This is a genomic window from Clavibacter sp. GW821-FHT01D01, assembly GCF_059422605.1.
The window spans coordinates 20969-43201 of sequence record NZ_JBWKXC010000012.1 but is presented as its reverse complement, the minus strand read 5'-3'; the positions used below and the strand labels follow the sequence as shown (position 1 = coordinate 43201).

General features: G+C 66.8%; 30 protein-coding genes. 13 read left to right on the top strand and 17 right to left on the bottom strand.

The features are described from left to right. Nucleotides 1-77 precede the first annotated feature (77 nt). The 8 genes from AC07VC_RS14350 to AC07VC_RS14315 all read right to left on the bottom strand — a co-directional run bounded on the left by AC07VC_RS14350 (nt 78) and on the right by AC07VC_RS14315 (nt 5754). Nucleotides 78-494: a hypothetical protein gene (locus tag AC07VC_RS14350; protein WP_494676638.1), complete on the bottom strand. Its 417-nt coding sequence runs from the start codon at nt 492-494 to the stop codon at nt 78-80. A gap of 699 nt (nt 495-1193) precedes the next feature. Beyond that, nucleotides 1194-1541: a histone-like nucleoid-structuring protein Lsr2 gene (locus tag AC07VC_RS14345; RefSeq protein ID WP_494676639.1), complete on the bottom strand. Its 348-nt coding sequence runs from the start codon at nt 1539-1541 to the stop codon at nt 1194-1196. Between the two features lie 63 nt (nt 1542-1604). Then, nucleotides 1605-2294, bottom strand: a complete 690-nt coding sequence (locus tag AC07VC_RS14340; RefSeq protein ID WP_494676640.1) for an SOS response-associated peptidase — start codon at nt 2292-2294, stop codon at nt 1605-1607. Between the two features lie 14 nt (nt 2295-2308). After that, entirely contained in the window at nt 2309-2548 is a 240-nt protein-coding gene (locus tag AC07VC_RS14335; protein ID WP_494676641.1) for a hypothetical protein, read from the bottom strand. A 73-nt stretch (nt 2549-2621) separates the two neighbouring features. Then, complete coding sequence (locus tag AC07VC_RS14330; RefSeq protein WP_494676642.1) at nt 2622-3671, bottom strand: hypothetical protein; 1050 nt, start codon at nt 3669-3671, stop codon at nt 2622-2624. A 39-nt stretch (nt 3672-3710) separates the two neighbouring features. Then, nucleotides 3711-4526: an abortive infection family protein gene (locus AC07VC_RS14325; RefSeq protein WP_494676643.1), complete on the bottom strand. Its 816-nt coding sequence runs from the start codon at nt 4524-4526 to the stop codon at nt 3711-3713. 71 nt (nt 4527-4597) lie between these two features. Continuing rightward, entirely contained in the window at nt 4598-5143 is a 546-nt protein-coding gene (locus AC07VC_RS14320) for a hypothetical protein (protein WP_494676644.1), read from the bottom strand. Next, nucleotides 5140-5754, bottom strand: a complete 615-nt coding sequence (locus AC07VC_RS14315) for a recombinase family protein (RefSeq protein WP_494676645.1) — start codon at nt 5752-5754, stop codon at nt 5140-5142. The genes AC07VC_RS14320 and AC07VC_RS14315 overlap by 4 nt, the downstream gene beginning before the upstream one ends. A gap of 182 nt (nt 5755-5936) precedes the next feature. Here AC07VC_RS14315 and cmtR point away from each other — a divergent pair, with 182 nt between their 5' ends. Together cmtR and AC07VC_RS14305 are read left to right on the top strand one after the other, a co-directional pair. Beyond that, nucleotides 5937-6290, top strand: a complete 354-nt coding sequence (gene cmtR / locus AC07VC_RS14310; RefSeq protein WP_494676646.1) for a Cd(II)/Pb(II)-sensing metalloregulatory transcriptional regulator CmtR — start codon at nt 5937-5939, stop codon at nt 6288-6290. Continuing rightward, on the top strand, nt 6287-6970 hold the full coding sequence (locus AC07VC_RS14305; RefSeq protein ID WP_494676647.1) for a cation diffusion facilitator family transporter: 684 nt from the start codon (nt 6287-6289) through the stop codon (nt 6968-6970). The genes cmtR and AC07VC_RS14305 overlap by 4 nt, the downstream gene beginning before the upstream one ends. 22 nt (nt 6971-6992) lie before the next feature. On the opposite strand, the gene AC07VC_RS14300 is transcribed toward AC07VC_RS14305, so the two are convergent. Continuing rightward, entirely contained in the window at nt 6993-7913 is a 921-nt protein-coding gene (locus AC07VC_RS14300) for a cation diffusion facilitator family transporter (protein WP_494676648.1), read from the bottom strand. Nucleotide 7914: 1 nt separating this feature from the next. After that, complete coding sequence (locus AC07VC_RS14295) at nt 7915-8268, bottom strand: ArsR/SmtB family transcription factor (RefSeq protein WP_494676649.1); 354 nt, start codon at nt 8266-8268, stop codon at nt 7915-7917. Between the two features lie 133 nt (nt 8269-8401). Here AC07VC_RS14295 and AC07VC_RS14290 point away from each other — a divergent pair, with 133 nt between their 5' ends. The 8 genes from AC07VC_RS14290 (at nt 8402) to AC07VC_RS14255 (ending at nt 13546) form a co-directional block, all read left to right on the top strand. Further along, nucleotides 8402-8848, top strand: a complete 447-nt coding sequence (locus AC07VC_RS14290; RefSeq protein WP_494676650.1) for a hypothetical protein — start codon at nt 8402-8404, stop codon at nt 8846-8848. Nucleotides 8849-9095: 247 nt separating this feature from the next. Beyond that, nucleotides 9096-9770, top strand: coding sequence for a DsbA family protein (locus AC07VC_RS14285; protein ID WP_494676651.1), 675 nt, complete (start codon nt 9096-9098; stop codon nt 9768-9770). Nucleotides 9771-9849: 79 nt separating this feature from the next. Continuing rightward, the gene (locus AC07VC_RS14280; protein WP_494676652.1) at nt 9850-10128 is read left to right on the top strand and encodes a hypothetical protein; all 279 of its coding nucleotides are present in this window, start codon (nt 9850-9852) and stop codon (nt 10126-10128) included. Then, a complete protein-coding gene (locus AC07VC_RS14275; protein ID WP_494676653.1) occupies nt 10128-10748 on the top strand; it encodes a TlpA disulfide reductase family protein in 621 nt (206 codons plus the stop codon). The genes AC07VC_RS14280 and AC07VC_RS14275 overlap by 1 nt, the downstream gene beginning before the upstream one ends. Beyond that, entirely contained in the window at nt 10745-11482 is a 738-nt protein-coding gene (locus AC07VC_RS14270; RefSeq protein ID WP_494676654.1) for a cytochrome c biogenesis CcdA family protein, read from the top strand. Before AC07VC_RS14275 ends, AC07VC_RS14270 begins: the two co-directional genes overlap by 4 nt. A 47-nt stretch (nt 11483-11529) precedes the next feature. After that, a complete protein-coding gene (locus AC07VC_RS14265; RefSeq protein WP_494676655.1) occupies nt 11530-11964 on the top strand; it encodes a DUF3093 domain-containing protein in 435 nt (144 codons plus the stop codon). 2 nt (nt 11965-11966) lie between these two features. Continuing rightward, nucleotides 11967-12893: a cytochrome c oxidase assembly protein gene (locus tag AC07VC_RS14260; RefSeq protein WP_494676656.1), complete on the top strand. Its 927-nt coding sequence runs from the start codon at nt 11967-11969 to the stop codon at nt 12891-12893. Between the two features lie 47 nt (nt 12894-12940). After that, nucleotides 12941-13546 carry a copper resistance CopC family protein gene (locus tag AC07VC_RS14255; RefSeq protein WP_494676657.1) on the top strand — a complete coding sequence of 202 codons (606 nt, stop codon included), beginning with the start codon at nt 12941-12943 and terminating at the stop codon, nt 13544-13546. Between the two features lie 87 nt (nt 13547-13633). On the opposite strand, the gene AC07VC_RS14250 is transcribed toward AC07VC_RS14255, so the two are convergent. From AC07VC_RS14250 to AC07VC_RS14220, 7 genes are all read right to left on the bottom strand, one after another. After that, complete coding sequence (locus AC07VC_RS14250) at nt 13634-13810, bottom strand: hypothetical protein (protein WP_494676658.1); 177 nt, start codon at nt 13808-13810, stop codon at nt 13634-13636. A gap of 79 nt (nt 13811-13889) precedes the next feature. Continuing rightward, entirely contained in the window at nt 13890-14582 is a 693-nt protein-coding gene (locus AC07VC_RS14245; RefSeq protein WP_494724480.1) for a M23 family metallopeptidase, read from the bottom strand. Between the two features lie 316 nt (nt 14583-14898). Beyond that, complete coding sequence (locus AC07VC_RS14240) at nt 14899-15480, bottom strand: DUF305 domain-containing protein (RefSeq protein ID WP_494676660.1); 582 nt, start codon at nt 15478-15480, stop codon at nt 14899-14901. A gap of 94 nt (nt 15481-15574) precedes the next feature. Next, the gene (locus AC07VC_RS14235) at nt 15575-16060 is read right to left on the bottom strand and encodes a hypothetical protein (protein WP_494676661.1); all 486 of its coding nucleotides are present in this window, start codon (nt 16058-16060) and stop codon (nt 15575-15577) included. Between the two features lie 204 nt (nt 16061-16264). Beyond that, a complete protein-coding gene (locus AC07VC_RS14230; RefSeq protein WP_494724475.1) occupies nt 16265-17200 on the bottom strand; it encodes a M23 family metallopeptidase in 936 nt (311 codons plus the stop codon). An 83-nt stretch (nt 17201-17283) separates the two neighbouring features. Continuing rightward, the gene (locus AC07VC_RS14225; protein ID WP_494676663.1) at nt 17284-17871 is read right to left on the bottom strand and encodes a DUF305 domain-containing protein; all 588 of its coding nucleotides are present in this window, start codon (nt 17869-17871) and stop codon (nt 17284-17286) included. A 98-nt stretch (nt 17872-17969) separates the two neighbouring features. Further along, complete coding sequence (locus AC07VC_RS14220; protein WP_494676664.1) at nt 17970-18455, bottom strand: hypothetical protein; 486 nt, start codon at nt 18453-18455, stop codon at nt 17970-17972. Nucleotides 18456-18658: 203 nt separating this feature from the next. Between AC07VC_RS14220 and AC07VC_RS14215 the strand changes: the two genes are divergently transcribed. From AC07VC_RS14215 to AC07VC_RS14205, 3 genes are all read left to right on the top strand, one after another. After that, entirely contained in the window at nt 18659-20782 is a 2124-nt protein-coding gene (locus AC07VC_RS14215; protein WP_494676665.1) for a heavy metal translocating P-type ATPase, read from the top strand. 103 nt (nt 20783-20885) lie between these two features. Then, complete coding sequence (locus AC07VC_RS14210) at nt 20886-21188, top strand: MerR family transcriptional regulator (RefSeq protein WP_494676666.1); 303 nt, start codon at nt 20886-20888, stop codon at nt 21186-21188. Between the two features lie 775 nt (nt 21189-21963). Continuing rightward, nucleotides 21964-22152: a hypothetical protein gene (locus tag AC07VC_RS14205; protein ID WP_160448269.1), complete on the top strand. Its 189-nt coding sequence runs from the start codon at nt 21964-21966 to the stop codon at nt 22150-22152. The last annotated feature ends 81 nt before the right edge of the window (nt 22153-22233 follow it).

Sequence of the window (22233 nt, the reverse complement as noted above, 5' to 3'; positions counted from 1 at the left end):
GGGGCCACTTCATCCTCGTGTTCAGCCCCTCGTTCCTGGCGCTGATCATCGGCTACGTCATCGTCGGTCGCGCGGTACTATTTCGCCGTAAGGGGGTTCCCGAGAAGGACCCCCGGATCGTGCGCCTCGTCTGGGCTCTCATTGGGGTCGGTGTGCTCGGGCTCCTGGTCCAGTTCCTCGTCCTCGGCCCGCCGTGATCGTGCGGCGAAGCTGACGAGCCGATCGGCGTTCTGCATCATCCACGCCACCGAGGAGTTCAGCGAGTCCTCGCGGCGCACCCAGATCCGCTGTCCGCGCGCGTTCCGTGCGTCTGCGTAGATCTCGAACGTGAACGGGTCGCCGAGCTCCGCTCGTTGCCGCATCACGTACCCGAGGACCGGTTGGTCCTCGACCTGCACCCGCCAGTAGCCAGCCTCGAGGTGCGCCCACGGGTGCTGTCCCGTGCTGCGCACGAGGCTGTCGATGCCGTCGAGCTTGCCTTTGACCTTGCTCACCGGTGGTCTCCTTCGTCGATCGAGTCGATGTAGGAGCATCCGGCCACGCTCGTCGACCAGCGTATGAGGGCGCACCGACAGGGGGAGCGCACCTAGCAGCGTGAAGCGCGTGCCTGGAGTGAGGTGTGCAGGATCCCGGCCAGGTGTGCAGGATCCTATTCAAATCATGATTTGACCAGGACTTCGCTTCATCTAGTTCTTTTGCGCTCGTCGGCGCGTCGGGCTTGCCATCTGGCGGTAGGTGCCCTGAGACTGATCTGCAGGCCGGCTGTGCGGGCCTCGGAACCAGCGTCATCGGATCCGGCGGACCAGAGGTACACGAAAGGCCCACCTGGCAGTGGGCCTCTCGCAACAACTTTGATCATCCGCTCTTTGGTAAGAGCAACTTCGGATGGGTACAACATCCGTCGTGACAGGTAGATGTTATGCCACCCCCTTCGCTCCCTGCAAGGTGGGCTCTCCGAAGCACAGTTCCTTCCAATGCGCGCAGTAGCAGGAAGGAGGTGCAGCCCTTGAGTGACATTCCGAAGCCCAAGAAGAGCACCACCGACTGGGCACTGACAGGACTGGTTGGCGTAGCCACCCACATCGTCGCCCGGGTCGCGTGGGAGCTGCTCAGGCCCTACCTCGGGTTCTGATCCCAGCGATAGCGTGGCGTCCCTTCCCGCCCTCGGGCGGGGAGGGCGTCGCCGCCTGCCTCTACCGGTTGCGGAACAGCGCGATCAGCTCCGCGGAGATCCGCCCGCGCACGCCGACCTTGTGTCCGTTGTCGCGGAGCCAGGCGCGTGCCTCGCTGCGCTCGGCCGCGTCACCGCTCGTTGCGGCCTTCGACAGCGGCCGCGGCGCCGGTCCGCGGCGACCGCCGGCAGCCTTCCGGCCGGCACCTATATACGGCGCGAACGCCTCACGCAGCTCGTCCGCGTGCTCGGCGCCGAGGTCGATCTCGTAGTCCACGCCGTCGACGGAGAACGACACCGTGCTCCCGTCCTCTCCGAGGACGGTGCCGTCGATGTCGTCGACGAGCTGTGTGGTGGTCTTCTTCGCCATGCGTGCCCCCCCGGCAGTAGATAGGTGTACTCGGAGTCTAGGGAGCCGGGGAGATGCGGCCGGTCAGGACGGGAGCGGGTCGACGAGATCCGGCCGGTTGTTCCGCACGCTGTTCACGTCTCGGGTCACCTCGTAGTGCTCCAGGTCGTGCGCGACCTGGAGTGACTCCCGGTCGAGGAGCTTGAGCAGGTCCTCTACCGGCAGGTGGTCGCCGAGCCAGTCGTCGTAGGCGTCCGGCGTCAGGCACGCAGGCATCCGGTCGAGGACGTCGCCCGGTGCCACGTGCGCGTCACGGGTGATGATCGCCATCGGGAGGCGCCACTTGTCCGGGTCGTCCTCCTCCTTGGTCGGATCCGGCCAGGCGGAGACGATGCCGGCCATCGCGAGCGCGGCGTCCGGCTGATGGATGAAGTGCGGCTGCTTGCCAGTTTCGGTCACCACCCACTCGTAGTAGCCGGCCGCCGGGATGATCGCCCGCGCCGTCGCGAACGACTTCCGGAACATGGGCGACGTCGACACGGTCTCGATCCGAGCGTTGATCGGCTGAGGCCGCTGCTTCGTGAAGTCCTTCGCCCACCCGGGCACGAACCCCCAGTGCACGGCCGGCATCGACCGCTCGCCCTCGCGCTTGCGCACGAGCGCGACGTCGCGCGTCGGCGCGACGTCGAAGTCATCCCGCATCGGATCGAACGCATCCAGCAGATCGGGCAGGAGATCCCCGGAGGCCCGGGTCACGACGAAGCGTCCACACATGCGCTCAGCCTCGTCTACTTGCCCGCGGCGGCGCGCCCGAGGCGGCGCAGACGCACGACCTCGATCGTGCCGAGCGTGACCATGAGCGCTCCGGCGGCGACGAGGAGGACCCATCCGACCAGGACGCCGCCGCCAGCCGTGAAGGCAGCGTAGGTGCGCTCTCCGGCGAAGCCGAGGAAGAACACCGCGAGGCCGAACCACACCATCGCGTTCGTGATGCGGGCGGTCCGGGCGAGGTTTTGAGGCTGAAACATGCCCCTAGGATCCCAGTGCCCCTATGGGGCGTCTAGGCACGACAAGCGCCCGCGGGCTTACTTGAGAGCCCAACTAGTCGAGGGGCGGATTCACTGAATAATTGATGTATCGAACGTCGTCGTATTCAAGGATCCCTGGGTATGACGGTGCCCCATCGCGGTATCGGTGGTATGAGCGAGAGGTCGCGATGGAGATGGCGATTAGTAAGCGCTCCGACACGTCACGGTCCTGCACTTCGTAGCTGAACTCAACGTCATGTCCTGCGGCGCTACTATCTGTTACTTCTATTCTCCTTGGCGGTGCGGAACCGGCAAGAGCATTGATGTACCATAAGACGTCATCCCCGCGTGAGTCATAGGCGGAGCCCTTGAATGTAATTATATCCCCTACTTCAAGGCGACCCACGGGCGGATATATAGACGAGCTAGGATCGGCGATATTCCCCATATTGTCAGCAATGCGTTCAATACGCGGGTAGTACTGGTCGCTACCAGACCCGTTCGCGCTTCGATATTCAGTCACCATAGCTCTGATGTGTCCTTCCACTCCTGCAAGTAAGCGCTCCTCGAAAGTGACCAGCGGGCGACTATGTGCGAGGGCATTCCGCACATCTTCGACCACGCCGAAGTAGACTTCCGTGCGCTTCTTGTCATCAAATACGACTTTGAAATCCTCCCAGTTGCGAAGGATCATTGCGCTCATCGTGAACAACATCGAGTAATCAAGAAGCTCGGAAGACACGACGACGCCGTTTCTACGCTTGTCCTCCTCGACGCGCCTTTGTTCCAGGTCGTCAATAGATGGGGCTCCGGGCTTTGACAACCAAGCGCTTCCATAGACTTGCAATATGATCAGCCGTATAGCAGTTTCAATCGAATGTAATGCTTTCGCGGCGTCCATGGTTGTATTAAAGTCGTTTTGATCAGTGCCCGCAACTGCATTGGCGGGTTCGAGCCACCAGACTCGCGCAGGCGCAGGCGCAGGCGCAGGCGCAGGCGCAGGCGCAGGCGCAGGCGCAGGCGCAGGCGTAGTGCTCGTGTCGGGTTTGTGAAGTCTCGGCGCGGCGCTGACGCTGAAAAATGAGCCGGTGATCGTACCTGCGCCCGCGAGGCCGCCAGGCATGAGCATACGATTTTTGCGTTGGGGTCATGCCGGCGGATGCTATGCCTTAGAACGGCTCCAAGGCGCTTGCTCGTCGCCGTACGTGTCGAGTACAAGCTCACACCAGGTCCTAGCTGCGTTGAGGGCCAGGCGTGCGTGTCGTGGAGCCAATCGTGGCGCGGCCTGTTGGCCATGTCCAGCGCCGCCGCCCTTGTTGCGAAGCTCATTCACGCCAAGAGCAATGGCGCTGGCTCCGCCAAGTATTTTTCGCGAGGCCATGGTGGCATGCGCGTCTCGATCGAGTCCAGCGGGATGCAAGCCGAGTCGTTTTTGAACGGTTGCGACCAGATCAGGGATGTCCGCTTTGGGATCTACCACTTCTCCAAGTTCGGTCAGCACCGTCTTAGCTGTGGCTTCAATGAGTTCCTTACTGGCTCCTACGACGCCCGCTGGGTTCTCGCCAAGTAGCAGTTCCGCCCTGCGGAAGGCGTCGAGGATTCCGCTTGGATCGCGAAGGGTTGCAATGCCTGACAGTTCGCCTAGGAGCGGGCTAATGCGGTGGATCGTGCGATTCTGATCAATTTCCCATCCATCGCGCGCCAGCAAGCGCTTGATTCGCGCTAGATATTCGTCGGGAGTATCGAGGATTGTACTTTCGAAGACTCGGAGTGCTCGTGCAACGTCATCAGTGCGTGTCCAATCGACCGAATCCTCGTAGGAGCGCCACAGCGTGCGGCGCTCGCCCTGCTCTTGCTGCCCGCGGTTTGACGGAGTAAAGCCTTCGGCTTCCCAGTTTCGGCTTATGACAGCGAGGGTGGAGCCAGCCGCGTCGTCACGGAAGGCGGCTCGGATACGTCCTGGAATTAGATCGGGCACGGCGACATTGTAGGACGCTGTTGAAGATGAAGTCATCCGGTTGCCGCGGCACCGCGCGGCGACGCTTGGCGTCAGCCCCGCCGGCCGTCCCTGAGGGCGCTGCGAAGGAGCTCACGAAGCTGCGCACGTGCGTCCTTCTCCCGAGTGCTCGCCTCTTCGAAGTCGGCCGCCGTTGCGCGCCGTTCTCCCTCGAAGTACCACGATTCGGCGTTCAAGATGAGCTCCTCCACGCGTTCGAGGGCCCTAGCCCAGCGTTCATGCGCTGTGACGATGCCAGGGGATCCGTAGACGGCGATGAGGGCTTCTGCCTCGGCGAGCTCTTCGTGCGAGCGATCATGCGCCGATCGGGGTCGGGGAGCGTAGGGATCATTGGGCTCACCTGTCACGGGGTCGTGAGCACCCGCGCCCGGTATGCGCGCCTCTGTGAGATTGAAGATGGTGTCCGTGGCGCCTTGGCTATTGACGGTGACGATCTGGAGAGCTCGGGCTAGGGCCGTGGCGCTCTCGTGCGCGCGTTGTTGGGTAAGCGCGCTGCGATGGTTGAGGAGCGGGGCGCCGAGCCCCACGAGAACAGCCACGAGCGATGCGACGACGGCGGCCGCGCCGGGGTCGATCACGTGTCGACCCGCGGCAGCGTCACGGCCGTATCGTCCTCGGCCGGGTGGCGGTCCACTGCGCGGTAGACGGTGGCGCGGCCGATCGAGAACAGGTCGCACAGCTCACTGATCGAGTGATCGCCGGCCCGGTACAGGGCGACGAGGTGTCGTTCGGCGGCGGGGGAGAGCTTGGGCTTGCCGCCCTTGAGCTTGCCCTTCTTAGCGGCGACCTTCATGCCCTCGCGCGTGCGCGCGCGGATGAGGTCGGACTCGAACTCGGCAAACATCGCGAGCATGTTGAACAGGAGCCGCCCGGTCGGGTCGGTCGGGTCGTGCACGGATCCGCCGATGTTCAGCGCGACGCCCTTGGCCGCGAGTTCGTCGGCGATGGTGCGGGCGTCACTGATCGAGCGGGCGAGCCGGTCGAGCTTGGTGACCACGAACGTGTCGCCGGCCCAGCACGCCTCGAGCGCCTTCCCAAGCTCGGGACGGTTCCGGTTCGTGCCGGTGAGGCCGTGGTCGACGTAGATCCGCTCCGGCGTAATGCCGAGAGCGGTCAAGGCGTCCCGCTGCGCGGTGACGTCCTGTTCGTCGGTCGAGACGCGGGCGTACCCGATGAGCTGTCCAGCCATGGACTTATTGTCTCAGGTGGGGCCCCCTCGCCGGAATAGATGCCGGACCACCTACCTGTGTGGGTTGCGCCGATATGTGGCGGCAAAAGTGGGAGGGATCCTGTCGGCGCATCCGTGCGTTCGAGGATGAGCGCTTGGGCTCAGCCTCGCCATTGGTTCAGTGACTGCTGTATGGTCAGCGTATGCTGACACTTGCTTCACGGGTAGACGTGATGAACCGTCTCGGCCGGGCGATGGCTGACCCGACCCGTTCTCGGATCCTGCTGCACCTGCTCGACGGCCCGGGGTACCCGAGCCTCCTCGCGGAGGAGCTGCAGCTCACGCGCTCGAACGTGTCCAACCACCTCACCTGCCTGCGCGGGTGCGGGATCGTCGTGGCCGTACCCGAGGGTCGGTCCACCAGGTACGAGATCGCCGACGCGCACCTGACCCGGGCGCTGACCGCGCTGGTCGACGTCGTGCTCGCGGTCGATGATGGCGCCCCGTGCACCGATGACGACTGCGACGTGCCCTTCTGCTGTGAGACGAACGCGTGAGCACCCTGACGGCAAACGCCGCTGCCCTGGCCCCGGCCCGCCGCGTCGTACTCCAGCGCCGCATCCGGTGGATCGTCGCAGCCACCATCACTTACAACGTCATCGAGGCGATCATCGCGATCTCCGCCGGCACCATCGCGTCCTCCACGGCGTTGATCGGGTTCGGCCTGGACTCGATCGTCGAGGTCCTGTCGGCAGCCGCTGTCGCGTGGCAGTTCGCGGCGCCGGATCCGGAGAAGCGGGAACGGGTCGCACTGCGTGTGATCGCCGTGTCCTTCTTCGGCCTCGCCGCCTACGTGAGCGTCGACGCCGTGCTTGCACTGACCGGGATCCGTGAGCCGGACCACTCGCCCGTCGGGATCGTGCTCGCGGCTGTGAGCTTGGCGATCATGCCGTTCCTCAGCCTCCTCGAGCGCCGCACCGGCACCGAGCTCGGCTCCGCGTCCGCGATCGCCGACTCGAAGCAGACCCTGATCTGCAGCTACCTGTCCGCGGCCGTGCTCATCGGCCTCGTGCTGAACCTCACCCTCGGCTGGACCTGGGCCGACCCGGTCGCGGGTCTTGTCATCGTCGTGTTCGCCGTCCGGGAGGGCCTGGAGGCTTGGCGCGGCGACGCGTGCAAGACCCCGGTGTCTGCTCTCACAGGCGAGCGCGACGTCGACACCTGCGACTGCTGCTGACCGTTCCCACATCCACCGGTCGTCAGGCGTGGGTGTGGTGTTCGTGCTGGCTGTGCCGGGCGGGTTCGAGCTGGAACGTGGAGTGCTCGACGCTGATCGAGAAGTGCTCCGCGACGCATTTCTGGAGGTCATCGAGGATCTCCGGCGCGTGGCCGTCCTGGAAGCAGGACTCCTCCACGGTCACGTGCGCGCTGAGGATGGGCAACCCCGTGGCGACGAGGGACGCATGCAGGTCGTGGACGCCCGAGACGTGCGGGAGCTCGAGGATGTGGCGCCGAACATCGTCGAGGTCCAACCCCTTGGGGGTTGATTCCATCAGGACACCGGTGGTCTCGCGCAGCAGGTTGATGGTCCTCGGGATGATGAGGACGCTGATCAGCATGCCCGCGAGGGCGTCGGCCTGGCCCCAGCCGGTGGTCATGATGATGATCGCGCTGGCGATGACGGCGACGCTGCCGAGGGCGTCGTTGACGACCTCCAGGAACGCGGCCCGCATGTTCATGTTCGCCGACCGCCCCGCGGTCAGGACGGTGATCGAGGCGATGTTGCCGACCAGGCCGATGATGCCGAACACGAGCAGCTCTCCGGAAGGGACTGCGGGCGGTTCGAAGAGCCGTCGTGCGCCTTCGATGAGGGCGAACATCCCGACCGCGAGCAGGACGGCGGCCTGCGCGGTCGCGGCCAGCACCTCCGCGCGCTGGAACCCCCAGGTGCGCCGAGAGGTGGCAGGGCGTCGCATGAGGTTCGCCGCGAGCAGGGCCATGAACAGGCCGCCGGCGTCGGTGAGCATGTGTGCCGCATCGACCAGCAGCGACAGGCTGCCGGTGATGACGGCGCCGATGATCTCCGCGATCAGGATCGTTGAGGTGATCCCGAACGCGATGGCGAGTCGGGTGCGGTGAGTGTCGCTCTGCCCGGCTGCGTGGTCGTGGCCCGCGCCCATGTCACTGTCCTTCGTGGTGGTGGCGGATGACTCCGCCGACGGAGTGCTCGGCCTGGAAGATCGCGTCCTGCACGAGCTTGCTGGCGTGGTCGTTCGCGAGTCGGTAAAAGACCCGATTGCCCGCCTGCCGGGTCGAGACCATCCGCGCCATCCTCAGCTTCGCCAGATGCTGGGACACAGCAGTCGGGGACTTGTCGACGAGATCGGCGAGATGGTTCACCGAGAGCTCCTCCTCGCCGAGCGCGAGGATCATCCGGACTCGGGTCGCGTCGGCGAGCATGGAGAACACCTCCACCGCCACCTCGACGAACGCCTCATCCAGATGCTGCTCCTGCTCCTGCGTATCTTCATGCATGCGAAGATTGTGGCATGGTTGGTGGAGAGCGTCTAGACGAGTGCCCGCAGTCAGCTGTCCCGGATTGCCGTTGGCTACCCTGGGCCCTGATCGAGCTGGTCACGTGACGGCGGTTGCCGCGGAGGGAGATCCGATGTTCGTTCGGGCTTCCCTGCCGTCGCGCCTGCGCTGGACGGTTCAGCTCTGGACGATCCTCCTGTCCGTGACGGCCGCAGTGCTCGTCGCGGTCGTGGGTCTGCATGCTCTCGCCGATGACACCATCGACACGGCCGCAGCGGCGACCGTCGCCAGCTCCCCTTCGGTGCTGATGGCATCCGCCAGCGGTGCGCAGGACTCCGCGGCGCCTGTACCCGTGGACGCAGTCGGCGCCTTCTTCGCTGACTCTGGTGACGCGTTGACCTGCGGGTTGCTCGCCTTGCTCTGTGTTGCCGCTCTCGCTGCCCTGGTCATCCGGGTACGGGGACGTGCCGCACTCGCTCTTGCCGGCACCGGGCCGATGCCGCCTGTGCCTGTTCATGCCTTCTACCGCGACCGCTCGGTATTCGCCGGGCTCACCGCGTTGAGCATCGCCCGCATCTAGGAGCAGCTGCCCCGCTCCAGCTCGCATCTCCCGCCCACCACGGGCTCGGGGGTGAGGGCGCGCTCCTCCCGTCCTGCCGCTGGGCTGGCCTGTGCCTTCGTGGCGGGCCCCGAGGCACACGGTGCGCGCTCGAGTTCCCGCGCGGGAGCTACACGACGCAGGTCTCTCGCGGCGCGCACATACGTGCTGCACCGCCACCCGGCCTTGATCTCTCATCCGTCATCGACTTCACCCAAGGATCCTGAACATGCTGAAGAAGCAGCTCATCGTCGCCCTCATAGTTCTACTGGCCATCGCCGGCGTCATCATCGCGGTCGTCGCCTCCAACAGCACCCGCACCGACACCCCCCAAGCGTTGACGGCGGACCCCACCGTCGCGCCCACGACCGCAGAGCTCCTCCGCGAGGACACCCGGTACCTCGACCAGGTCGGTGACGACGCCATCACCGTGGTGGAGTTCCTCGACTTCGAATGCGAGGCATGCGCGGCGATGTACCCGTACGTCGAGCAGATGCGGGAGAAGTACGCCGGCCAGATCAACGTCGCCGTCCGGTACTTCCCCATCCCCTCTCACCGCAACTCCGAGAACGCGGCCGTCGCCGTGGAAGCCGCCGCGCAACAGGACCAGATGCAGGCGATGTACTCGAAGATGTACGAGACGCAGCTGGAGTGGGGCGAGAAGCAGACCTCCGAGGCGGACCGGTTCCGTGGCTTCGCCGAGGAGCTCGGCTTGGACATGACTGCGTTCGACGCCGCCGTGGCCGATCCGGCCACCCTGGAGCGGGTCATCAGCGACCGTGCGGAGGGAACAGCTCTCGGCGTCACCGGCACCCCGACCTTCTTCGTCGACGGGAAGATGATCGGCCTGAACGCGTTCGAGGACCTCGACCTGGCCGTGCAGAGCGCCCTGAACAATGGCTAACTCCAGCAAGAAGCGCCGACGACAGCAGCTCGCCGCCGGCCCGACCGTCGTGGCAGCTCCGCCCACGCCGGGACCGAACGTGAAGTCCGTCGCCGTGCTGGGGCTGATCCTGTCCTGTGTCGCGGGACCGGTCGGTCTGATCATCAGCCTGGTGGCGCTGATCCGGTCCCGCCGGGCAGGTGAGAAGAACACCGCGGCGCTGGCTGGGCTGATCGTGGGCCTGGTCACCACGGGCGCGTTCATCGGCGGTGTCTTCTACTTCCGTGCCGTTCTCGAGGGCGACATCGGCGTCTGCGCGGAGCTTGGGCCCGGCGTCCAGGACGGCATCCGCGGCACCTTCACCTGCCCGGGGACCTGATGCCGCACATCACCCGCACCCGGACATCCGCTCGCGGTCTCCTTGCTGCCGCCATCGCACTCATGGTGGGCATCGGTGTGACCGGATGCACGAGCAACGACCCTCTCGCGCAGCAGTACAGCGACGGGTCGACGAAGAACTACATCGCCGGCGACGGAACAGTCATCGAGATCCCGGTCGAGAACCGAGCCGACCCCATCGTGTTCCAGGGCGTCACCGAGCACGGGGACCCGGTGGCATCGACGGACTACGCCGGCCGGATCCTCGTCGTGAACTTCTGGTACGCCGAATGCCCGCCGTGCCGCCTGGAAGCACCGGATCTGGAAGCGCTGAACCAGCAGTACCAGGACCAGGGCGTCGCATTCCTCGGCGTGAACGTCCGCGACGAGGCCGACACCGCCCGGGCATTCGCGACCCAGTTCGGCATCACTTACCCATCCATCATCGACACCACCGACAGTGCCGTGCAGCTCGCCTTCGCCGGGAAGATCGCCCCCAACGCGGTCCCCTCGACGATCATCCTCGACGGGCAGGGCCGCCTCGCCGCGCGGGTGACGGGGCTTGCCGAGAAGTCGGTGCTGAACGCCCTGATTAGCACCGTCCTGGAGACCGCGCCATGACGTGGGCGGAGACCGTGTTCGACGGGCAGCTCCTGCTCGCGATTCCCATCGCACTGCTCGCGGGCCTGGTGTCGTTCGTGTCCCCGTGTGTGCTTCCGCTCGTGCCGGGCTACCTCGGCTACGTCGGCGGTCTCGCCGATGCAAACGCGACAACGGGCCGGCGGCGTCTCCTGCTCGGCGTGGGCTTGTTCGTGGCCGGCTTCGCGGTCGTGTTCATCGCGTACGGGGCTCTGTTCGGGGCCCTGAGCGTGTGGTTGCTGCAATGGCAGGACGTCGTGACCCGCATCCTCGGGGTGTTCGTGATCCTCATGGGTCTCGTGTTCGTCGGCCAGATCGGGATCCTGCAACGCTCCTTCACACCCCGCTGGCGGCCGGCCGCGGGACTCGCAGGAGCCCCGGTTCTCGGGGTCGTGTTCGGGCTCGGCTGGACACCCTGCTTCGGACCGACCCTCGCCGCGATCTCCGCACTCAGCCTCAGCAGCGGATCCGCGGGCCGCGGCGCACTGCTGGGGTTCATGTACTGCCTGGGGCTGGGGATCCCGTTCCTGCTCGTCGCACTGGGCTTGAGCTGGGTGACGGGATCGATCGCGTTCGTGCGCCGGCACATCCGCGCCATCAACCTCGCCGGCGGCCTCGTGCTCGTCCTCGTCGGCATCGCCATGACCACTGGGCTGTGGACGCAGCTGATCTACCAGATCCAGGGACTCGTCAACGGGTTCGTCCTTCCCATATGAGCACGCAGAGAGCACCGATGACACCCCACACCTGGCACCGTGAACGCTTGACGCCCTCACCGGGCGTGTACGTCGCGACAGCCCTCGTGATCCCTGCCGCGTACCTCGTCTTCCTCCCCATCAACGCCACCGCCGGCATCATCGTCGCGGCCGTGTTCTACCTCGGCGCCGTCGCGGTGCTGCTGCTGAACTCACCCATCGTGTCCGTGAGCTCGAGCGGGTTCCGGGCCGGCCCTGCCCACCTGCGGCCTGAGGTCATCGGTGGCGTCGCGACATACCGAGACGGCGCGGCGACCCAGCAGCGCGGGCCCGTGCTCGACGCCCGCGCGTGGACACTGTTCCGCGGATGGGTGAACCCCGTCGTCAGGATCGAGGTCCTGGATGAGAGCGACCCTGCCCCGTACTGGCTCATCTCCACCCGGCACCCCGACCGTGTCAGGGCAGCCCTCGACTCCCTCGCCGCGACGCGGAGCGGTGACTGACCGTGCCCGATCTGGATCCCAGCGTCCTGCTGGCGGTGACCGACGCGCCGCTGGCCACCGCGGCCGTGCTCGCGGTGCTGCTCGCCGTCGGCTACGTCGCGCTGTTCTACCGTGCCCGCCGGCATGGCGCGGCGGTCCCGAGGTGGCGGGCGACGCTGTTCGTGCTGGGCTGCGTTGTGGTTATCGCCGTCACCGCAACCGGCATCGACACCTACGCCCGCGACCTGTTCTCCGCCTTCGTGTTCCAGCAGCTCACGCTCATGCTGATCGTGCCGCCGCTGCTGATCCTCGGCTCTCCAGGAACGGTCCTCCTTCGCGGGCTGCCCCGCCGAGGGGCAGGCCTGATCGCGCTGCGCGCCGCCATCTCCGGGCTGCGGTCCCCGATCGCCCGAGCGCTCCTGCACCCCTTCGCTGTCGTACCACTGCTGGTGCTCCCGCTGTTCGGCCTGTACCTCACCGGTGCCGCCGACCTGCTCCTGGCCACCGACGCCGGGCGGACCTTCCTGCACCTGGCATTCCTCGCGATCGGCGTCATAGTAATGACCCCCCTCGTTTCGACCGAGCTTCTGCCACGCCGGACCTCCTACCTGGCACGCGTGGTCGACGCGTTCCTCGAGATGCAGATCCACGCCGCGTTCGGGCTCACCCTCATCTTCAGCAGCCCCCTCGTCTCGGCCTTCGCCAACCCGCCGGCCGAGCTGGGGTTGGACGCGCTGCGCGACCAACAGCTCGCCGGCGCCTTGGTATGGACCTACGGCGAGCTCCCGGTCCTGGTGATCCTGCTCGCGTCCCTCATCCGGTGGCAACGCCAAGACACCCGCCGTGCCGACCGGGCAACCCGTCGCGCCGACGTGGAAGGCGACCTCGACCTGGACCGGTACAACGCGTACCTCCGCACGCTGAACCGCCGCCCGCCCGACGCCCCGTGACCGCACAGACCCACCTCCACCAGCCACCTGAACCGAAAGCACCGCACATGCGCCCCTTCCGCCTCATGACCGCCGCCATGACCGCCGCGATCCTCACCGCCGGCCTCGTCGCCGCCGGTGCACTCCCTGCCACCGCGCACGACGTCCTCATCTCCACCGACCCCGCCCCGGACAGCACCGTCGATGGCACCAAGGACCGCATCACGCTCGTGTTCACCGAGCCGCCCCTCGCCGGGCTCGAGAGCGCCATCACCATCCAGGTCACCGACCTGGCCGGAACCGACGTGACCGACGGCACCGTGAACGTCGAAGGCGCCACCCTCAGCACCGGCGTCGACCTCAGCACCGGCGGGATCTACCAGGTGGGCTGGCGATCCGTGTCCGTCGACGGACACCCCATCTCCGGCACGTCGACCTTCACCTCGACAGGCGCCGCCGAGCCCGCACCGTCCGCGTCTGCTCCTGAGGCCACCCCGTCCGAGAGTGCCGAAGCCGCCCCTGCAGAGACCCAGACCACGGCCCCGCATACGGAGACGACGGCCGATGACTCGACCGCGATCATGCTCTGGATCCTCGGTGGACTGGCCGGGCTCTTCATCATCGGCTTGGCCGTCATCGGCTACTTCGGACGCAAGAGCGCTCGTGGACCGTAGGCATCGCCGCCGAAGTCACCCCGCGAGTAGCTCCTACCCTCCGGCAGCACGTCCCCTCCGTGGCGCCATCAGGACACCCATCGGGCGTTAGTGCTCGCCGGTCTTGCGGGTAGCACGCGCGCGCTTTTTCGCCTCCCGTCGCGCGCGTGCCTCAGCGTCCTGCGTCTTCTGAGTCGGGCTCGTGCGGAAGCTGCCGTAGATCGCGAATGCGAGCAGGACCAGAACCACCACCAGGGCTACCGGTGTGAGATACGTTGCGAGCACGTGGCCTCCTTCCTCACGCGCCGGTTGAGAGGGCTGGGGTCCTGATCTGGGCGACAGGCGTCGATCACGAGAGGCCGCGTCACGAGGTCATGTTGGTGCTAAGCCACTGGTAGGGGTCGATGCGTCGCGTGCCGTAGGCGAGCTCGAGGTGAAGATGCGGACCGGTGCTCGCGCCGGTGGTTCCCACCCGCCCGATCCGGTCGCCTGCTTCGATGACCTGCCCCGCGCGCAGGAGGACAGATCCGTACTGCATGTGCGCGTACGTGCTGCTGAGCCTCTCCCCATTGACCTCATGATCGATGATCACGTGCATGCCCAGTCCCGTGTTGGAGCTCACGACCTGCCGGACCACGCCACGCGCGACGGCTTGGATGGGAGCCCCGTTTCCGGGGTCCAGGTCCAGCCCCTTGTGGTTCGAGGAGCACCCGCCGCAAGGGGCCACGCGAGGCCCGAATGAGCCGGAGATTCGCGTGGACGTCGGGGTCGGCCACCGTACGTCGGTACCGGCCGGGACACGTCCCACCGCGTCCGCCGCCCCAGAAGGTTCGAACGTCTGAGCAGGAACGACGGGCGGCGGTGGCGGTGGCGGTGGAGGTGCTGTCGAGGTGAAGCCCGCTTCCGCGGTCACAGAGAACGTCGCACCGTCGACCTGAAGGGTCTGAATCTCCCCGGTATCGGGGTTTTGCACGGTCACCGCCCCTCCTTCGACATCGTCGGGCACCGCGTACGCGGGGAGGCCGTACGTCACAGCGATCGCCCCCGCCGCGAGCATCGCGACGAATGCGCTCGTCCACGGGTTCCGGCGTGACGTGTGCCGGGGCGCGGCCGGGGACGTGGTGTCCTGGAACAGGAGCGCGCGCTGGCGCGCCTCCTGCTGCCAGGTCGTGGAACGCCGGGAAGTGCTGTGTCGAGGGTCGGGGTGCTCGTACGTCGTTCTACGAGAAGCTGCCATGCGATCAGCACGGGATCGTCGGCCAGCCATTCTTCTTGCTGGGACTGAGTTGTGGTGCACGTAGGGCCTTCCTAGGGCGCACAGGCGCGACGGGGCATCAAGAGGGCGCCGCGGCTGCGAAAAGGTGGGAGTCGGGCTAGGAGTCGAGGAGGTCGCGAATGCGCGCGATCTCGGACTCCTGAGTGGAGGCGATGGCCTCAGCCATGGCGACGGCATCCGGGTTCTCGCCGTCCTGGATCTCCGCGCGGGCCATCGCGATGGCACCCGTGTGGTGCTCGATCATCTGAGTAAGGAAAAGCCCCTCGGCATCCGCGCCCTCCGCGGCGGACAGCTCGTCCATGTCGGCGTCCGACATCATGCCGCTCATGTCGTGATCCATGCCCGACATCGCCGCGACGCCCCACTCGCCCGCCCACGCGGACAGTTGCTCGATTTCCGGCAGCTGTCCAGTACGGATCTCTTCTGCAAGAGCCGTGACCGCCGGGTCGATGCCCTGCTTCTGCAGCAGCGTGTCGCTCATCGCGACGGCCTGCTCATGATGCGGCCGCATCTGCTGCACAAACTCCCGATCCGCGTCGTTCGCTTGAGCTTCGGGGGTTGCGTCAGGTGACACCGGCGAGGTCACGGCCGGGGCGGGAGCGGATGCGCCAGTAGCGCATCCGGTGAGCGTCAGCGCAGATGCGACGGCGACGGCAAGTAGGTAGGTGCTCTTCTTCACGATCTGATGTCTCCTGTCCATGCGTGGTTGATGGCAGGGCAGTGCGATCGCAAGCGCGACGCAACCGCCCCGTGTCACGGGGATGCAGGACGGATCAGATGCGGAACACCGACAGAGACGCCGGCGTGGGGGGAACAGGGGGCCACGAGCACCGTGGGATGGCGCGCACGACAGCGGTGGCAGCGGCGAGGAGACGCCGGAACCAGCGGGCGACGGCGGCGGGGCCAGCGATGGTGACCGCGGCGATCAGCATCATGAACATCGCCACCGCCCCTTCCACACCTCGCAGCAGCGCATCAACGGGAGACGATGCGGGTGCCTGGTCGAGGCTGGTGACGGCGGTGTCGGGAACGAACGTCGCCGCACGGGCATCAGCGACACCGTGACCTGTTCCCGCAGCATGCAGATCGGTCGCGGCATGCGAGTGCGACGCGCTGACGGGCTCGGTCTGCATCTGCCGGGCGGAGCTCATCACGGCGCAGCACAGCACGACGGAGACGAGAAGCAGCGCGCCGACCAGCATCCGAGCCCACCGCAGCAGCACAGGTCGCTGCGAGGTCGAAGACGACGAGGTGGACACGTCATCTCCTCTCATCAGCCAACGCGAACCCGGCGTACGTTACCCGACCGTGATGTGAACACCGACCAGTCGTCATGTCTTCGCTGGCCGTTCTCGTGTGAGTCGCATCGATGAGTGGCGACGGATCGTGAGTGCTATGAGGCGGCGAGCGGTCTTGGGGCCGTGCGGGCCCGCCGGAGGAGGCGAGCCCGCAGGGCTTGGAGGTCATCGGACGTGGGTGCTGAGCCACTGGTAGGGGTCGGTGCGCTTGGAACCGTAGGCGAGCTCGAAGTGCAGGTGCGGGCCCGTGCTGGCACCGGTGGTGCCGACACGTCCAACAGGGTCGCCTGCTTCAACGACCTGTCCGGCGCGCAGGGGGACGGACCCGAACTGCATGTGGGCGTACGTGCTGCTGATCCGCGTCCCGTCGATCTCATGATCGATGACCACATGCACGCCGAGCCCTGTGTTCGAGCTGACCACCTGGCGAACGACTCCCGCCGCGATGGACTGGATCGCGGCGCCGTTCCCGGGGTCGAAGTCGAGGCCCTGGTGGTACGACGAGCACCCGGAGCACGGGGATACACGAGGGCCAAAGCCACTCGAGAGCCTCAGCGACGACGGGACAGGCCAGCGCACCTCGGTGCCTGCGGGAACGTTGGACAGCGCGGCGCTGGAACCGGAGGTGGTGCTGAGCGTCTGCACGGGAACGACGGGCGGGGGCGGCGGAGGTGGCGGCAGCGTAACGGAGAAGCCTTGCTCACTGGTGACCGTGTACGCGGCTCCGTCGACTTGCAGGGTCTGGATCTCACCGGTCGCGGGGTCGTGGAAGGCCACGGCTCCGCCAGCGATGTCGTCGGGAACGGCGTAGGCGGGGAGGCCGTAGGTCACGGCGATCGCGCCGGCGGCGAGCATCGCGCCGACGGCGGTCTTCCACGGGCTGGTACCGGTGCGGCGGCCGCTTGCTGCCGGTGCGGTGTTCGCCTGGATGGTGCGGGCCCGACGGCGCGCTTCCTGCTGCCAGGTGAGAGACCGGCGGGTGACCGGGGTGGGCTCGGGGTGTTCGAACGTCGTACGTCGTGCGGAGGCGGCGTGGGCCGGCGGAGCAACGCGGGCACGGCGCCCGCTCGACCTACGCATGGGGGGTGTGTCGTTGTGCACTAAGTGCCTTTCAGAGGGCAGGCAGGCATGACGGCATCACGGTGTGACCGTCCGCACTGCGGGAAGCGAAGGAGGAGAGGGCGCTAGGAGCCGAGGAGCGCGCGCATGCGGGAGATCTCGTCCTCCTGCGTGGTGACGATGCCGTCCGCCATCTCGATGGCGTCCGGGTTCTGGCCGTCGTCCATCTCGGTCTGCGCCATCTCGATGGCACCGGTGTGGTGCTCGATCATCTGGGTGAGGAACAGCCGCTCAGCCTCCGTACCCTCGGCGGCGTCGAGGTCCTGCATGTCGGAGTCGGACATCATGCCGCCCATGCTGTGGTCCATGCCGGACATCTGATCGATGCCCCACTGATCCGCCCACGCGGTCAGCTGCTCGATCTCCGGCACCTGCGCTTCCTTGATCTCCGTCGCCAGAGCAGTCACCTCGGGGCTGATGCCGGTCTTGGCCAGGAGCATGTCGCTCATCTCGATGGCCTGCTCGTGGTGCGGGCGCATCATCTGCACGAACATCTCGTCCGCGTCGTTGACCTGCTTGCTGGTGGCCTCGGCGAACGCGGAGGTACCGGCATCGGGTGTCGTTCCGGTACTGCTGGCAGCGCAACCGGTCAGCGTCAGCGCAGCCGCAAGGGCGATGCCGGCGCGAAGCAGAGGGGTGGTGTCCTTCATCATCTGTCTGGTCCTGTTCATGCGATCGGGATGGCAGGGCCACGCCCGTGCAGCGCACAGCGCCACGGGTGAGCCCAGGTCTCTGGTCGATGCAGAACGGGTCAGATGCGGAAGACAGACAGCGCGGCAGGCGTCGGCGGAGACTGCGGCCATGCCGTCGTAGAGGCGATGCGTGGAAGAAGCCGACGACCCAGCGGGTCGTCGCCATGAGGGGCGCTACGGAGCGCGTGGAGGAGCGCGATGCCCAGGGCGGCGAGGAGCATGATGCTGGCAGATGCGGCCAGGACCACGCCGCCAAGCGTGCCGGGAGAGAAGACGTCGGATGCAGGCGCTTCGGTGACGAAGGCTGGTTCCACCGCGACGTCTGAGCGGCTGTCGGCGACACCGTGGCCAGTGCCGGCCGCGTGCAGGTCATCGGCCGCGTGCAGATGTGGCGTACCGAGCGACTCGCCCCAGCCCTGCGCGGTCGGGCTCATCACGACGAGGCCGACGACCACTGCGATCAGAGCCACGAGCTTCACCAGCAACCCGAGCAACGGAGTCCTCGCGAGGCGGTCATGCAGGGTCGGAGTCGACACGGTGACCATGCGAACCCCTTCCTGTTGCCGCTGATACTCGGCGTACGTTACCCGATCGTGATGCCAACACCACACGGACCACAGGTGTTCACACTCACTTGCCTGCTACCCGCCACCACCGCCCACACAGGGTGACGCCCGCCGCACTACAGCTCCGCAAGCGTACCCCAGGGGGGTATCGCAATACCCCAGGGGGGTATATGTTCGGCGGCATGGACGATCGACGATCTAGCTCTTCTCCCGTGCAGACGCAGCATCAACACGCGACTTCGACGACGGGCGAGCAGCACGCATCCGCTGGCTGTACGTCACACGAGCACCACGGCGCGGCGGGCGGCCACGGCCACGCGGGGCATGGCGGCGAGCATGGCGATCACGTCGCGCAGTTCCGGCGGCTGTTCTGGATCATGTTGATCCTCGCGATCCCGGTCGTCGGCGCCAGCGGGATGTTCGCGATGATCCTCGGCTACACGCTCCCGGACGTCGCTGCCCTCGGCTGGGTCTCACCCGTGCTCGGCACGCTCATGTACGTCTGGGGAGGCCGCCCCTTCCTCACGGGTGCCGTCAGCGAGCTGAAGAGCCGCCGTCCGGGGATGATGCTGCTGATCGCGCTGGCGATCACCGTCGCCTTCCTCGCCTCGTGGGGAGCGAGCCTCGGGCTGCTAGATCACGAGCTCGACTTCTGGTGGGAGCTCGCGCTACTGATCGTGATCATGCTGCTGGGGCACTGGATCGAGATGCGGTCCCTCGCGCAGACCTCCTCGGCACTGGAGTCCCTCGCGGCGCTGCTTCCCGACGAAGCAGAACGCGTCGACGATGACGACGTCGTCACGGTACCGCCGTCCGAGCTCCGCGTGGGAGACATGGTCATCGTTCGACCCGGTGGCCGGATCCCCGCTGACGGCCTGATCGTGCAGGGCACGGCCGATGTGGATGAGTCGATGATCACCGGCGAATCGCAGCCGGTGTCCCGAGCGCCGGGATCCCGGGTGGTCGCCGGAACCGTCGCGACCGACACCGCGATCCGGGTCCAGGTCACCGCGATCGGCGATGACACGGCGCTGGCCGGGATCCAGCGGCTCGTGACCGAGGCGCAGAGCTCCACCTCGCGCGCGCAGCGTCTCGCCGACACCGCCGCCGGGTGGTTGTTCTGGTTCGCCCTCGGCGCCGGGATCCTCACCGCGATCGCGTGGACACTGCTCGGCCGGCCCGAAGACGCGGTGATCCGCACCATCACCGTCCTGGTCATCGCCTGCCCGCACGCACTCGGCCTCGCGATCCCCCTCGTGGTGTCCATCGCCACCGAACGCGCCGCCCAGGCCGGGATCCTCATCAAGGACCGCCTCGCACTGGAGACCATGCGCACCGTGGACACGGTCCTGTTCGACAAGACCGGCACCCTCACCAAGGGCGAGCCCACCGTCGTCGACGTCCTCAGCACCGGACGACGCGACGCTGACCATGTCCTCGCCGTCGCGGCCTCAGTCGAGGCAGACAGCGAACACCCGCTCGCCCGCGCCATCATCACCGCCGCTACCCGGCGCGACCTCACCGTCCCCCGCGCCACGGGCTTCCAGGCATCGACCGCAGTCGGCGTCACAGCACAGGTAGAAGGAGCGACCGTCAGCGTCGGCGGGCCGGCGATGCTCGACTCTCACCACGCGACCCCGCTGGATGGGGCGAAGCGGTGGGCGCAGGAAGGCCGCATCATCCTCCACGTCCTCGAGGACGGGGACGTGATCGGCGCGATCGCTCTCGCGGACGAGGTACGCGAGGAATCTCGGCACGCTGTCCGGGCCCTTCACGACGCAGGCGTGCAGGTGGTCATGATCACCGGCGACGCCGAAGCCGTCGCGCACACCGTCGGGGACGAGCTCGGCATCGACCGGGTCTTCGCCGGCGTCCGACCCGAGGACAAGGCCGCCAAGGTCCGCGAGCTCCAAGACGAGGGCCGGAAGGTCGCGATGGTCGGTGACGGCGTGAACGACGCCCCCGCCCTCGCACAGGCCGACGTCGGCATCGCGATCGGCGCCGGCACCGATGTGGCCATCGCGTCCGCCGGCGTGATCCTCGCGTCCGACGACCCGCGCTCCGTGCTGTCCGTGATGGAGCTCTCCCGTGCGAGCTACCGGAAGATGAAGCAGAACCTCTGGTGGGCCGCCGGGTACAACCTCATCTCCGTCCCCCTCGCCGCAGGCGTCCTCGCGCCGATCGGGTTCGTGATGCCCATGTCCATCGGAGCGCTGCTGATGAGCGCATCCACCATCGTCGTCGCCGTGAACGCGCAGCTCCTTCGCCGGCTCAACCTCACCCAGGCGCCCGCGCAGCACCGCTGATCAGCGGAGGCGGTGCGCGGACACGCGAGGATCCTTGACGCCCATGACAATCGCAAGTCGTAGGCTCGCATCGCCTCCTAGGGGATCGCTATGGTGACACCCCATGGCCGACAGGCACCAGATCCGCGTCTTCACGACCGCGGATCACCCACAGACGGATGATCGCTCCGCCTACGAGCGCCACGATGATCTCTATACGATCAGCGCGGCCGCACAGCGAATCCACGTTCGCCGGGCCACCATCCGCTCCTGGATCCAACGCGGCTTGCTGCCCTATCGACAGCGCGAGGGCGACCACGCGAAGTACGTCCAGCTGCGCGAGCTCCAAGCCGCCTTCCGCAGCCAGATCACCGCGCGCGCCATCCGCCCGCGCGATGAGACCGGAAGATTCATCCCATGGAGTTGACACGATCCATACCGTCCACCCCACCCTGTAAGCAGTGAGGACTGCGCCCGAACGCCCTCTCTGGACAGGGCGAGGCTGCACCGGAATGGCAGCGCGTCACATCGAGCGTTACCCCCTAGGTGCGGATGCTTGACAAAAAGGGCAATCGGGGTCGGTAGACTCGCGCGACGTCGTGCAGGATATCCATGCTCGACGACCTGCAAGTTCCTTCTCCGCCACCCGCCCGTCGGGCGCCGAGCAACTGGCCGAGCAACCTCCAGGCCGCGGTACTTTCCCCGTAGAATGAGAGCGTCGGTGGAGGCCTCTGCCCACCGCGTCTTTCCTGCTCAGGCCCGCAATCATGCGGGCCTTTCGTGTTCGCAGGCCCGAACTGCTCCGAGCGCATGTCCGCGCGGGACCTGTGACTGCCTCAAGATCGACGCGATCTGCGGTTCACCGGCGCGCGCTTGACACCCGTGTCACAGTGGCTCGATACGCTCGAGCGACGCTACGTGCGGTCGCCGTGCCCGACTTTCCACAGACACCCCTGCTCCTACAGCCAGCCCCGACGGGCTGGCTTTTTTCATGCCGAGGCTCGAGTCCAGCACGAGCCAAGAACTCGTCAGCAACTTCGCCGTCGTGCGGCGTAGTTCCCATCAGTTGAGCAGCGCCGTCCACTTGGCGCTCTCCTCTTTCGTCACAGCAACAGCCGTTGCTGTCACGCCCAGAACTCATCGCGCCGACCGGCACGATGTCATACGAGAGCGTTCACGCTCTCGGCCCAGTGGAGGTACGAATGCCGGACCTGCTTCTCGGGTGGCTCATGCAGGATCTCCCCACCGTGGGAGGGCTCCTCTTCGTCGTAACTCGCTTGTGGACTCGCGTCGTCGAGACCATCGCGGTGTTCTGCAAGAGCGACAAGCCCAACCAGCGCCTGGTGGACCTGCAGAACGCGCGCGCCAAGAGCGCCCGCCGACGCCGCTAGCCCGAAAAACGCACATCTCCCCTGGGCAGGGAGAGCTCTGTCTGCGAGCGTCTCGAAAAGCAATAGCTTTCCGAGACACCA